Source organism: Streptomyces rubradiris, from assembly GCF_016860525.1.
In the GTDB taxonomy this organism is placed as follows: domain Bacteria; phylum Actinomycetota; class Actinomycetes; order Streptomycetales; family Streptomycetaceae; genus Streptomyces; species Streptomyces rubradiris.
This window is the reverse complement of record NZ_BNEA01000014.1, coordinates 1-11,768: the sequence shown is the minus strand read 5'-3', so window position 1 is coordinate 11,768 and position 11,768 is coordinate 1. Positions and strand designations below refer to the sequence as shown.

10 protein-coding genes are annotated in these 11,768 nt (G+C 70.2%); 6 read left to right on the top strand and 4 right to left on the bottom strand.

The features are described 5' to 3' along the window. The coding region (locus Srubr_RS13450) for an FAD-binding oxidoreductase (RefSeq protein WP_203855015.1) at positions 1-1,518 on the top strand (1,518 nt) is incomplete at its 5' end. Here the strand turns inward: Srubr_RS13450 and Srubr_RS13445 are convergent. The 3 genes from Srubr_RS13445 to Srubr_RS13435 form a co-directional block, all read right to left on the bottom strand. After that, positions 1,511-1,648, bottom strand: a complete 138-nt coding sequence (locus Srubr_RS13445; RefSeq protein WP_189999762.1) for a hypothetical protein — start codon at positions 1,646-1,648, stop codon at positions 1,511-1,513. The genes Srubr_RS13450 and Srubr_RS13445 overlap by 8 nt on opposite strands. Positions 1,649-1,728: 80 nt before the next feature. After that, the gene (locus Srubr_RS13440) at positions 1,729-2,448 is read right to left on the bottom strand and encodes an LmbU family transcriptional regulator (RefSeq protein ID WP_229927009.1); all 720 of its coding nucleotides are present in this window, start codon (positions 2,446-2,448) and stop codon (positions 1,729-1,731) included. Between the two features lie 217 nt (positions 2,449-2,665). Beyond that, positions 2,666-3,904, bottom strand: coding sequence for an NAD(P)-binding protein (locus Srubr_RS13435; protein WP_189999763.1), 1,239 nt, complete (start codon positions 3,902-3,904; stop codon positions 2,666-2,668). A 654-nt stretch (positions 3,905-4,558) separates the two neighbouring features. On the opposite strand from Srubr_RS13435, the gene Srubr_RS13430 reads away from it, so the two are divergent. Continuing rightward, positions 4,559-5,095 (top strand): MFS transporter, encoded by a 537-nt coding sequence (locus Srubr_RS13430; RefSeq protein WP_189999764.1) that lies wholly within the window; start codon positions 4,559-4,561, stop codon positions 5,093-5,095. Between the two features lie 216 nt (positions 5,096-5,311). On the opposite strand, the gene Srubr_RS13425 is transcribed toward Srubr_RS13430, so the two are convergent. Beyond that, the gene (locus Srubr_RS13425) at positions 5,312-7,300 is read right to left on the bottom strand and encodes an ATP-binding protein (protein WP_203855014.1); all 1,989 of its coding nucleotides are present in this window, start codon (positions 7,298-7,300) and stop codon (positions 5,312-5,314) included. A 668-nt stretch (positions 7,301-7,968) separates the two neighbouring features. Here Srubr_RS13425 and Srubr_RS13420 point away from each other — a divergent pair. The 4 genes from Srubr_RS13420 to Srubr_RS13405 form a co-directional block, all read left to right on the top strand. Next, on the top strand, positions 7,969-9,417 hold the full coding sequence (locus tag Srubr_RS13420) for a purine-cytosine permease family protein (protein ID WP_189999766.1): 1,449 nt from the start codon (positions 7,969-7,971) through the stop codon (positions 9,415-9,417). 536 nt (positions 9,418-9,953) lie between these two features. Continuing rightward, on the top strand, positions 9,954-10,178 hold the full coding sequence (locus tag Srubr_RS13415) for a hypothetical protein (protein WP_189999767.1): 225 nt from the start codon (positions 9,954-9,956) through the stop codon (positions 10,176-10,178). Positions 10,179-10,197: 19 nt separating this feature from the next. Then, positions 10,198-11,370: a MalY/PatB family protein gene (locus tag Srubr_RS13410; RefSeq protein ID WP_229927011.1), complete on the top strand. Its 1,173-nt coding sequence runs from the start codon at positions 10,198-10,200 to the stop codon at positions 11,368-11,370. Between the two features lie 40 nt (positions 11,371-11,410). Continuing rightward, positions 11,411-11,768, top strand: a 358-nt coding sequence (locus Srubr_RS13405) for a hypothetical protein (protein WP_203855013.1), incomplete at its 3' end; no start/stop codon positions are given.

Sequence of the window (11,768 nt, the reverse complement as noted above, 5' to 3'; positions counted from 1 at the left end):
CTGATCCTGACCGCCGCATCGACGGCCGGTGCGGTGACAGGCCTCCTCGGGCCGACCGGATCCGCCGCCGGCGCACACCACCCGGCGCCGCGGCACGGCCGGCTGGAACGCACTGAGCGTCACCTCGACGGTGATCTCATCCTGCCGTCGGACGCACGCTACGAACAGGCCCGCGAGCAGTCACTCCGCCAGTTCGACACCACCCACCCGATGGCCATCGCCTACTGCCAGAACACACAGGATGTCCAGACCGTCCTGGCGTTCGCCCAGGACAAAGGGATACACACCGTTCCCCGCAGCGGCGGACACAGTTTCGGCGGCTACTCGACGACGACCGGCATAATACTGGACGTCTCCCGGCTGAACCGGGTCACCACCGACCAAACACTCGTCACGATCGGGGCCGGCACCCAGCAAGTCGACGCGCTGGCAGCCCTCACCCCGCACGGGCTCGCCCTGGCCAGCGGCCTCTGCCCCACCGTAGGCGCCGGCGGATTCATCCAGGGCGGCGGCATCGGCCATCAGACACGCAAATACGGCATGGCCTGCGACCGGCTCGTCTCAGCCGAAGTGGTACTGGCGGACCGGCGCGCCGTACGCGCCTCGGCCCAAGACAACCCCGATCTGTACTGGGCACTGCGCGGCAACGGCGGCGGCAACTACGGCGTCGTCACCAGCTACACACTGCAACCCATACGACGCACCACCCTGACCGGCTACAGACTGGTCTGGTCGGCAGGCGACACGGCCACAACGATCGAAAACTGGCAGCAGTGGGTGACAAGGGCACCCAACGACCTCTCCTCGCTGCTCATAGCCGGCTCCGCAAGCCCCCCCTCACCCGACACCATGGTGAGCATCGCCGGCACCTGGTACGGCACCGTGGAAGACCTCGACCGCCATATCGACGAACTCGTCGCAGCAGTCGGCACAAACCCCCTCAACCGGACCGTCGCAGAAAGATCGCTTCAGCAAGGCATGATGCAGATCTACGGCTGCGCGACCCTCACCACCGCACAATGCCACCGGGCCGGCACCACACCCGAATCGATGGTGCCCCGCTGGAACTACTACCGCACCCGGTCCCGGATGTTCGACTCAACGGTGCCCCCCGCCGACATCGAGGACCTCCTGACAGTCCTGACCGACCCCACGCACATGCGAACCGGACAGACCCGCAAACTGTACTTCGAGGCCCTCGGAGGCGCCGCGAACGAACCGGCCCGCACCGACACCGCCTACGTACACCGCACCACCCAGATACTGGCCGGACTCACCGCAGAACTGCCCGACCCCGCCTACACCAGCGAAGACACAGCAGCCTGTGAAAACTGGCTCGCAGACGGCTTCGCCGTCCTCGACCGCCACTCCCTGCCCGAAAGCTACCAAAACTACATGGACCCCGCCCTGGAAGACTGGCGGACCGCCTACTACGCCGAAAACTACCCCCGCCTGGCACGCATCAAGCACGCCTACGACCCGCACGGCTTCTTCCGCTTCCCCCGCAGCATCAGCTGACGAACAACCCCACCCCGACAGCGACGACAGCAACGGCAGCAACGACAGCGACGACAGCGACGACAGCGACGACAGCGACGACAGCGACGACAGCGACGACAGCGACGACAGCGAGAACGACCGACGCCACGACACGTGACCGGCGGCGTTGCCCGGCGGACCGCCCGGCACCGCGCAACGCACCGCCGGACCGCCCTCGGCCCCGGCCGCTCAGCCCGCGTCGCAGTGCTTCGCCGTGCCACAGGCCGCCACGTCCAAAGCGCTCGTGACCCAGTCGGCGAACGGCTTACCGGCGAGCTCGGCGGCAGCCTGCCAGCGCGTCAGCGCTTCACTCTCCACCTGAACCAGCGGCAACCGGGCAAGACCCCGGCGCTCCGCCGAGCCCCGGTGGGCACGCACCCTGCGCCGCAACTCTGTCTTCGACCAGCCGTTGTCATGCGCCCGCGCCAGCCAGACGTCCTGATCACCCGGTCGCAGCGCGGCCACCTCGGCGTGGTGCTGGAAACTCAGCTGAGGGTGACGGCGCGAGACATCGAACTTCCGCGCCACCCACGCATAGTTACGCAGCGTCTGATAATCCAGGCCGGCCGCCTCCACCGCCTGGCGGTACCGGTCACCGTACTTGTCCTGCCCATACACCAGCCAGTCCCCAAGACACCAGGCGAAGGAGTCGGCCGTCTGGAAAAGCTTCCGGCCGGCCGCCTGCCATGTCTCGAACGGCAGCGCCGCCGGCAGGCGCAATCCCACCCGGGTGGTGAGGATCTGGCCCTTGTGACCAGCCCGCGCCCGGGCCGGCACCGGCCCGGCCACAGCCACGCCGGCCGCGTTCTGACCGCCGCCTCCAGCGTCGATAAGCGGAAGCCCCGCCCGGCGAGGAGCAGAACGCGCCATGGCATGACGCCCCCCGCGCACGATGTCTGTCGCTTGCATGCCTGCAGTCACCGATCATGTCCGTCCGTCGTCCCCTGTCCGTCGGCCGGGCCGCGGCCACACAGGCCGCGCGCGGCCGTGCCACCAGCATGAAGGGACCACAAAGCCCAACACCAGTGTTGACCTGTTGACTCCTGAAAGGAAACACCCAACCACCCCGAACCCGCACCAGGCACACCACAAAGGCCACACCCGGCCCAGCCCCACAGCCACGCCCCTACCACCGCACCAGACCATACGCACCCAACAGCCTCAAAGCCGCCTCCGCGTCACACACCGCCGCCTGCACAACCCGGTCCAGCAGACGATGACGCAGCCTCAAAGACAACGGCAAATGCCGCAAAGTGACAGAAAACCGGGGAATATAAGCATGCGTCCGGGCAAAAATCCGGTCCCTCAAACGCCAGGCCCGATGATGGAACCGGTACCCGGAAACCGTGCCCCCCGCACCGAGGAACTCACGCAGGACCAACGCCTCCAAAGCCGCAACAGTCGCAGCCCGCGAACCGACCAGATCCCCGTGGACACAACCCAAACCCATCAGCAACAGCCCGGAAGGCAGACCACGAGCACTGCCATACCGAAAGCACACACGCCCAGACACATACGGGAACGCAGGCTCACCAAGCGGCTCCGCCTCACCCAGCACCTCACGAATATCCCCAGCCGCAAGACCCCCGGCAAACCGAAGCAAAGACCGGTCGTCACCCAAACGCGGCAAATCACCCACCAAACTACCCAGACTCAAAGCCCAACGACCCCGCTCCTCACGCACCAGACAACCCGAACGCGGCACAGCACACGTAGGAGCCACCACCACAGCCAAATCACCCTCAAGCACACCCACAGGCAACCTGTAACGCCGAACAACCTCACTCACACCGAGATGGACGGTGTCGGGACGCGGCGGGGCGACGCCCAGCCGGGTCAGCCATGCCAGGTGCGAGGCCTCGCCCGAGGCATCCACCACAAGGTCGGCGTCGACGCCCTGTTCCCGTTCGCCGCAGGGGTGGACGCGGACACCGGTCACCCGGCGGCCGTCGGCCGTCGCCATCAGGCCGGTGACATCGCAGCTGTCGACGATGCCGACGCCCGGGCACTGCAGCAGCACGCGCCGCAGGACGCCCTCCAGGAAGGCCTGGCTCACCGACAGGCCCGTCAGCCCGGTCTCCCGCTGTCTGAGCGGTTGTCCGCCCAGGTACCAGCGGACGTCGGACAGGATGTCGCCGGCCGCGGCGCCCTGCGCGCGCAGCAGGTCCATGAACCCGGGAAGCAGTTGCTCGACGAGGTCGCCGAACAATGGCGCCAGCACGCAGACACGGCGCCCGTCCGGCAGACGGTCCAACGCGTCGGCGCCGCCCGTCACCTGTTCCCGTTCCAGGACCGTCACCCATGTGAATGCCTCGGTGAGCACCTTCGCGGCCAGCAGACCGGTCAGCCCGGCGCCGATCACCACCGCATGCCGTCGCGGGACCACCCTCGCGCCTTTCTCGTGTCGTTGTCTTTCCTTCACAAAAGCCCCCGGGCGGGCAGGCCGGTGCTGACGACCATGCGTGCTCCGGGCCCGCCTGAGCATCCCCGCCGCTCCCGCCGCGGCAGCCGCCGGCACCCCGCTCGCCCAGGGGCACGGCAAACCGCGGATGACCCACTTACCCGATGTTCTCTGCCCGTGCTCGAAGCCGAGCGCAGCACCACAGACGGCAGACCTCACCAGCGGCCCGGCCACCCTCGAACGCGTCGTCCGCAGCCAGGCGTTCGCGTACGCGAGCGGGCCGACCACCGGCGGACAGGTCGGTGACCTGGCCGGCACGAGCGCCTTCGCAGTGGCCCGCCCGCTGTACGGGATCGCTCGGCAGCCGTGGCAACCGGTGGCCGCCCGGACGCCGCAGCCGCGGTCGACAGGGCAGGGAGGAAGGCCGGCGCCGGCGCGGACGCGGATCTGCCTCGTCGCCACGGTCCCGGTGGGCCGGCCCACCGTTCGCCGGCAGCGCGTCCTGCCGGAACGCGGCGGCAGCCCCGTCCTTCACCTGACTGTGTCGCGCGTGCGCTCCCGCACCTGCGGGCCGGTCACCGGCACGGCGTTCCTCGCCCGTTTCGCGGCCCCGTGTGCGTGCTGTCGCAGTTGCTCCAGGCCGGGCGCGGCTCCTCACCGCTGCAGGCAGGCCCGCTGGTCACGTCGAGCGCGGCGATGCCCTGCACCGGCGCGATGGTCTCCTTCCGGCTCGTGCCCAAGCACGGGCTTGTGGTCGTCATCGGCGGGATGACCACCATGGTGGGTCCGCTGCCGTTCGCGGCGCAACCACCGGCCCCGAAAGCCGACGCGGCAGCCGGCGGCACCCTCGTTCCGAGCTCGCTGACCGGCACCGGGAACGGCACCGTGCCACCACGGCCGACCGGAGCCTCGCTCGTCACCCCCGGCCCGCAGCAGACCGGGGCAGACGCCGGCGTCCTCGACACGGCCCCGTGCTCCGGCAGCCGGGCGGGCATCCCGGCAGCCGGCAGCACGCCGCAGCGGCGCGTCGGGCGCCTTCCTGTCCGTCATCAACCACACCGCCGGCGACACCGAACCGGAGGCCATCCCGGCGCGCTCGCGCATCACCTCAGCAAGCCGGACCTCAAAAGCACCGGGAGCAGCCGTCCACGGTGACCCGGGCGAGGCCGCCGGACGGTCAGCTCCTCGACGGTGACGGCGCCCGTCCGCCTGCCCCCCAGGCAGCGCGGGTCCGTTCCCGCACACGCGCCGCAGACGGGGGTCGCGGCCCTGAGCACGCGGTGGCCCGACGCCTCCCGCGGTATCCGCGCCGGCTGTGCCAACGGCCCGCGCACCGGCTGTCCCGCCGGCGGGACAGCCGGCGCAACAGCCTCAGCTCGTGCGCTGCAGCTCCTGCGACAGGCTCTCCGCGCGCGGGTCGCCGAGTTCGTCGTAGAGCCGCAGCGCGGCGTTCCACGCCTCGGTGGCCCGGTCCTTCTCCCCGAAGCGGGCCAGGAGGTCACCGAGCCAGACCAGCCCGCCCGCCTCGCTCCAGCGGTCGTTGTCCGAACGGTGCAGGTCGATCGCGAGCCGCGCGTAACGCAGGGCCTGCTCGACGTCCCCGCGGAATTCGCAGATACCGCTCATCTTGATCAGGCCGCGGCCCAGCCGCTGATGGTCGCGAATCTCCTCACACAGCCGCAGCGAGTGCCGCACGGCCTCAAGCGCCGCATCGGACTTGCCCGCCTGGGTCTCTATGTCGCAGAGTATGGCGAGAGCCGCGGCATGGCCCTCCTCGTCGCCGACCTCCTCGAAGATCCGCACGGCCCGCATCGACAGTCCGTAGGCCTGCCCGGGGTCACCGCGGTCCCGCGCGGCGGTCGCCATGCCCGCCAGACTCCAGGCCTCCCCGCAACGGTCCCCGCACGCCCGGTGCAGGGCCATGGCTTCCTCGTACAGCCGCCCGCTCTCCGCGCGGTCGCGCAACCACCAGCGGGCATGGGCGAGATGGGTCTTGAGCCAGGCGAGCGCCCGCTGATCGCCCGTCTTCTCCGCCGCTTCCAGGCCGAGTTGGTGGCTGGTCACCCACACCGTCCACGGCTTGCGCAGCATCAGGTAGTCAAAAAGCCGCAGCACGAAGGCGGCCAGGACGTCGTGACAGCCCCATTCGGCCGCGAGCCTGCACACGGGCACGAAGTTCGGGAGCTCCACGTCACACCAGCGCAGCGCGGCCTCGGCATCGCAGAAGGGCCCGGGGCCGTCATCGTCCGACTCGTGGTGCAGCCAGTCCAGACGGGACCGGAAGGGAGCCAGCTGTCCACGCGCGGCGGTGACCGCCCGCAGATACCACAGCACCAGCCGCTCCACGGCCCGACGGCGCTCGTCCTCGTTCTCATCCACCCGGGCCCGCTCGGCGGCATACAGGCGCAGCAGCCCGTGCAGCCGGTACGCACCGCCGTCAAGGCGTTCCAGCAGATGGGTACTGTGCAGCCTCTCCAGCACGGAGACAACGTGAGCGCGGTCCCATCCGGCCAACGCGGCCGCGGCCTGCGCACTGACGGCCGTCCCCGGATGCAGGCTCAGCAGCCGGAACATCCGGCGGCAGTCGTCGTCGAGCTTGCGGTACGACCAGGAGAACACCGCCCGCACCGCGATGGAGTCGTCCGGCGAGAGCAGTTCCAGCAGACGCTCCTCGACCACGAGGCCGCTCAGCATCTGCTCCGGGCTCAGATGCGGATCCACCACCGCGTGCTCGGCAACGATACGCAGGGCCAGCGGCAGACGCCCGCACAGACGGGCCAGTTCATCGAGCGCGTGCATCTGCCCCGCGACCCGCTCCGGACCGAGGACCGTACGCAGCAACAGATGCGACTCCGCCCTCGACAGCGGCCGGAGAGTGACGCGCGTGGCATGGGTGCGCACCGCCATCGCGAACAGGCGGCTGCGGCTGGTGATGACGACGGCACAGTCACTGGCCGCCGGCAGGAGAGGTTCCACCTGCCCGGAATCGGCCGCGTTGTCGAGGATCAGCAGCACCCGCCGGCCGACCAGCAGCGAGCGGTACAACGCGGCTCTCTCATCGCTCCCCTCCGGTATGTCCGACGCCGGGACGCCCAGCGCGAAAAGGAACTTCTCCAGGACCACCTCGGGATAGACATCCGGTCCGTTGCCGGAATACCCCTGGAGATCCACATACAGCTGGCCGTCCGGGAAAAACGGTGCGACGTTGTGCGCCCAGCGCAGCGCGAGGGCCGTTTTGCCGACACCGGGGGGACCGTCGATCGCGACGGTCCGCGGCGTGCCCGGCTGGAGCGGACCGTTCAGTACCGCGTCGAGCTGGGCGAGTTCACTCTCCCGCCCGACGAAACCGGCCGTGACCACGGGAAGCTGGGCAAGAGGCGCCTTCCCGGTGCGGGCGGCCTGCGGTCTGACCGACTGGCCCCCGGCGAGCGCGATGAGCCGGCCACCCGCGTCCAGGGCCTCGTCACACAAGCGGGCCAGGTCCTCCGAAGGGGGACGGCCGTTCTTCACCTTGCTCAGCCAGCCCGCCGTGTAACCGACCCGCTGAGCCAGTTTCCTCCAGGACAGCTGCCGTTCGGCGAGCAACGCCTCAAGCTCCCGGCTGAAAGGCGTACTCCCACCCGACCGCGTGGTCATCATGCCTCCCCTCGCACGGACACCTCGTATCCAACGACCTGGAAAAGGCGGGTGAACGCAGACACCACACACGCACGGACAGGCCAGATCGACCCCCCGCCACCACGACCCGGTCAGCCCCTGGACCCCCTACCCCGCACCACACAACAAGAGGTCCGTCAGCCACAGCTTCCCTACTGTAACCACGCCCCCACACGCAAGCCGCTCACTTTACCCATCCTTGATCCGGAAAAGATTTTTCCGGGTGAACCACCGGTTTTTACAACCCTTTTCGGTCATCCGGCCGAATTCCTACGGACCGAACCCGCCCGCACTTTCCTTGACGCCCACCCAATGATCGTTGCCATTATGACGACCCCCTTTCACCAGAAAACAGCCTGCGGAGTTCTTTCATGCCCAAGGAAAACAACGCCCGCCAGGCAGGCGGACTCATCGAACAACGGTCCATCGACCACATACCGGACAGCGAACGGCACGGCAGACCCCGCAACCTGTTCAGCCTCTGGTTCGCCGCGAACCTCCAGATCAGCGCGGTGGTCACAGGATCACTCGCCGTGGTCTTCGGACTCGACGCGTCATGGTCCCTGGTGGCGCTGCTGCTCGGCAATCTGCTCGGCGGGGCGGTCATGGCCCTGCACGCCGCTCAGGGGCCGCGGCTCGGACTGCCGCAGATGATCTCCAGCCGGGCCCAGTTCGGGGTGCGAGGCGCCGCGATCCCGCTGGTCTGCTCGATCGTGATGTACATCGGGTTCTTCGCGAGCGGCAGCGTGCTCGCCGGGCAGGCGGTGGGACACCTCACGCACACGGGTGAGACCACCGGGATCGTGGTCTTCGCCCTCGCCACCGCGGTCACGGCGGCCGTCGGATACCGGCTGATCCATCGCGTCGGCAAGGTGGCGACGGCGGTCGGCGTGGTCGCCTTCCTCTATCTGGGCGTGCGGATGGCGCACGAGGCGCCGCTGGGAACGATCCTCGGCGAACATCACTTCTCGGCGCCGCTGTTCCTGCTCGCGATGTCCCTGTCCGCATCGTGGCAGTTGGGCTTCGGCCCGTACGTCGCGGACTCCTCCCGCTATCTGCCGCGCGAGACCCCGCCGCGCTCGGTGTTCTGGGCGACGATGGGCGGCAGCGTGCTCGGCGCGCAGTGGTCGATGGGCTTCGGTGCGCTGGCGGCGGCGTGGCACGGCGGCCGGGAGGGCGACGAGGTCGGGCGCGTCATCGGCATGGGCGGCTCGGCGGCCGTCCTGACCTGGCTGCTGTATTTCGCCGTCGCCTTCGGCAAGCTGACGGTCAATGTGCTGAACACCTACGGCGGATTCATGTCCCTGATCACCGGCATCAGCGGATTCCGCCCGCTCGGCCCGGTCGGTCCGCGCGCCAGAAGCCTGTACGTCGGCGGCATCATGCTGACCGGCACGGCACTGGCGCTGCTCGGCCGGGGACATTTCCTGGAGTCGTTCTCGACGTTCCTGCTGTTCCTGCTGATCTTCTTCACGCCGTGGAGCGCGATCAACCTGGTCGACTTCTACCTGCTGTCCAAGGAGCGGTACGACATCGCGGCGCTGGCCGACCCGCACGGCCGCTACGGCGCCTGGAACATGCGGGCACTGACGACGTACGCGGCCGGCATCCTCGTCCAGCTCCCCTTCCTGTCCAGCGAGCTGTACACCGGGCCGCTCGTCTCCCGGCTGGGCGGGGCGGACATCTCGTGGATCGTGGGCCTGGTGCTGCCGGCACTGCTGTACTGGCTGCTGGCCCGGCGTGACCGGGACGCCGTCCCGGGGGGAGCAGACGGCGCCCTGGAGCCCGAGGTGCGGCCCTTTCCCGTCAGGAGCCGGTAGGGGTGTACCGGGTCCGCGACAGTGCGGCAAGCGCCGTGAGGGGCACCGCGGCGGCGGCGCAGGCAGACGGCCCCTGGTAGTGCCCGAGCCGGGAGCCGGCCGAGGTGCCGACGACAGGGCCGCCACGAACAGCGCGACGGCGGCGGGCACCGTGGGAAGGGCTGACATCACACGCCGGCTGAGCAGTTCGGCCGCACCGCCGGCGACGAAGGCGACCGCCACGGCGCCGAGGGCGAGAGCCGACGACGAAGGCGACCGCCACGGTGCCGAGGGCGAGAGCCGGCGACGCAGGCGACCGCCAGGGTGCCGAGGGCGAGAGCCGGCCGCGCGTGCCGGCCGCCCCGGTGGCGGCTCGCCTCCCGTGGCGAGCCAGGACACAGGGAATCCCCGCTGGCCGACCGGGTCCGGCGCGGCCGGCCTCGGGCACTGGCGCGGTGGGACACCACAACCCTGCGGGCCGTCCACGGCATGCCGCGCCGGAAACAGCCGCCGCCCGCCGTGCCGTCGCCGGTGCGCCCGCCGGTCCCGGCGAGACGGTGCCCGGACCTGTCGCGGACGAACTGCGCCCGCTCGGCCATGAGGTGGGCGTCGTGACGGACAGCGGACACGTCGTCCACCATGACCATCCGGACGGCTTCGCCGCCGCCCTCCACGACCGGCTCCGGCGCGGGTCCGCCGGACCGGAGGACCACGGCGGGTCGCCCGCCGGACAGCGGGAAGAGGCGGCAAGCCGGCCGGAACGGCTGGAGAACCACCGATGACAGGAGCGGAGAGCCACCGATGACAGGAGAAGACCAGGCCATGTTCGACGACCTCGACGTCCACGCGCTGACCCGTCGCCCGGGAGTGAAGTGGAGCCGGGCCGAGCCGGACGTGCTTCCGGCGTGGATCGCCGAGATGGACTTCCCGCCGGCCCCCGCCGTGCGGGAGGCCCTGCTGCGGTGCGTGGACGAGGATCTGGGATACCCCTCGTGGGACGGGCGGCCCACGCAGATCCCGCTGCGGACGGCGTTCGCCGAACGGATGCGGGAGCGCTACGGCTGGGTGCTCGACCCCGGTCACGTACGGGAGTTCACCGACATCAACCAGGGCCTCCAGGCCGTCCTGCGGGTCGCCACCGGCCCCGGTGACGGTGTCGCCGTGCACACGCCGACGTATCCGCCCTTCCTGGAGACGGTGACGAGCATGGAACGGCGCGTCCACCCCGTCCCGTACACCCTGCACAACGAGGGCTGGGTCTTCGACTCCGAGCGGCTCGACCGTGAACTGGCGGACGGCGGCTGCCGGGTGCTGCTGCTGGTCAACCCGCACAACCCGACGGGGCGGGTGCTGCGCCGCGAGGAGCTGGAGACGCTCGCCGAACTGGCCCTGCGTCATGACCTGCTGGTCGTCTCCGACGAGATCCACTCCGATCTCGTGCACGATCCGCACCGGCACATCCCCTTCGCCTCCCTGTCGCCGGAGGTGGCCGCACGGACGGTGACCCTGACGTCCGCGACCAAGGCGTTCAACGTTCCGGGGGTGCGCTGCGCCGTCGCCCACGTCGGTGCGGCCGAGGTGCGCGCGGCCCTGTCGCGCCCGACGCATCTGTACGGCGAGCCCAACACGTTCGGCGTGGCCGCCACCCTCGCGGCCTGGCGGGACGGTGACTCCTGGCTGTCGCGGCTGCGGCCGGTCCTGGCACGCAACGCCGCGCTGGTGCGCGAGGAGGTGCCGGACGGCATCGGCTACCGGGTCCCGGAGGCGAGCTTCCTCGCGTGGCTGGACTGCCGCGCGCTCGGCCTCGGCACCGATCCCTATACGTTCTTCCTGGAGAAGGCCCGCGTCCTGCTGAACGACGGCCGCGCCTTCGGGCCCGGCGGCGAGGGCTTCGTCCGGCTCAACTTCGGTACGTCGCCGGCCATCCTGCGGGACATCCTGAGCCGTATGCGCGAGGCGCATGCCGGTATTTAGAGAGGGCGGATGTCCAGGATTCTGTGTCGAGGCTGTCTCCATGAAGCTGTCACAGGGCGTGGAGTGGGGCCTGCACCGCGCGATGCTGCCGGCGCAGGCCCCGGAGGGCGGGCTGACGCGCCGTGACCCGCCGGCCCCGCCCGCCGAGCACATCACCGTGCTGGACATCGTCGAAGCGATCGAGGGGACCGCGCCGCCGTTCCTGCGCCAGGAGATCCGGCGGCGCGGCACCGGGGCCTCGACCCCCGAGGAGCGCCTGCGCCCATGCCCGGTGAACTCCGTCACGCGGGAGGCGCACAGCGCCCTGGCAGGTCTCTCTGCGCTCGGTCCCGATCGCCGAACTCGTCAGCCGCCTGCCGAGGTCGGCGCACGAGCGGAACGGACGACTGCTCGCGGCC

What these genes read in the sequence shown, in the direction of transcription:
- Srubr_RS13440 (WP_229927009.1), bottom strand. Translation starts at nt 2,448, where the DNA reads ATGCAAGCGACAGACATCGTGCGCGGGGGGCGTCATGCCATGGCGCGT.
- Srubr_RS13420 (WP_189999766.1), top strand. Translation starts at nt 7,969, where the DNA reads ATGCCCAAGGAAAACAACGCCCGCCAGGCAGGCGGACTCATCGAACAA.
- Srubr_RS13410 (WP_229927011.1), top strand. Translation starts at nt 10,198, where the DNA reads ATGACAGGAGAAGACCAGGCCATGTTCGACGACCTCGACGTCCACGCG.